At 57.9% G+C, this 1,150-nt stretch carries 1 rRNA gene; it reads right to left on the reverse strand.

Going from position 1 to position 1,150, the window contains the following annotated elements:
- Window positions 1-208: 208 nt before the first annotated feature.
- A 16S ribosomal RNA gene (locus BMZ30_RS13440) occupies window positions 209-1,150 on the reverse strand; the annotation flags it as partial.

Raw genomic sequence — 1,150 nt, forward strand, 5'->3', positions numbered from 1 at the left:
CTCCCGAAGAAGCGAACCGAACGTACTAGCAGCGACCAACCCACCGGGTTCGCGCTAAGTCAATGTTCCACCCATGAGCGTCCCACCTCAGACACGTACGGCCTGAGCGTGGCACTTGCCGGCCAACCCGCCCCCGCCCCACCAGCTCCCGAAGGACACTGACAAGCACGAAAAAGCGTTTGATGGTTGAACCGGTGTGGCTCCTTAGAAAGGAGGTGATCCAGCCGCACCTTCCGGTACGGCTACCTTGTTACGACTTAGTCCCAATCGCCAATCCCACCTTCGACGGCTCCGTCCCACAAGGGGTTAGGCCACCGGCTTCGGGTGTTACCGACTTTCGTGACTTGACGGGCGGTGTGTACAAGGCCCGGGAACGTATTCACCGCAGCGTTGCTGATCTGCGATTACTAGCGACTCCGACTTCATGGGGTCGAGTTGCAGACCCCAATCCGAACTGAGACCGGCTTTTTGGGATTCGCTCCACCTCGCGGTATCGCAGCCCTTTGTACCGGCCATTGTAGCATGCGTGAAGCCCAAGACATAAGGGGCATGATGATTTGACGTCATCCCCACCTTCCTCCGAGTTGACCCCGGCAGTCTCCTATGAGTCCCCACCATAACGTGCTGGCAACATAGGACGAGGGTTGCGCTCGTTGCGGGACTTAACCCAACATCTCACGACACGAGCTGACGACAACCATGCACCACCTGTGCACCAGTCCGAAGACCTACCCATCTCTGAGCAGTTCCGGTGCATGTCAAGCCTTGGTAAGGTTCTTCGCGTTGCATCGAATTAATCCGCATGCTCCGCCGCTTGTGCGGGCCCCCGTCAATTCCTTTGAGTTTTAGCCTTGCGGCCGTACTCCCCAGGCGGGGCACTTAATGCGTTAGCTGCGGCACGGAACTCGTGGAATGAGCCCCACACCTAGTGCCCAACGTTTACGGCATGGACTACCAGGGTATCTAATCCTGTTCGCTCCCCATGCTTTCGCTCCTCAGCGTCAGTTGCGGCCCAGTGACCTGCCTTCGCCATCGGTGTTCCTCCTGATATCTGCGCATTCCACCGCTACACCAGGAATTCCAGTCACCCCTACCGCACTCTAGTCTGCCCGTACCCGATGCAAGCTCAAGGTTGAGCCTTGAGTTTTCA

This window comes from Flavimobilis marinus (assembly GCF_900113055.1).
In the GTDB taxonomy this organism is placed as follows: domain Bacteria; phylum Actinomycetota; class Actinomycetes; order Actinomycetales; family Cellulomonadaceae; genus Flavimobilis; species Flavimobilis marinus.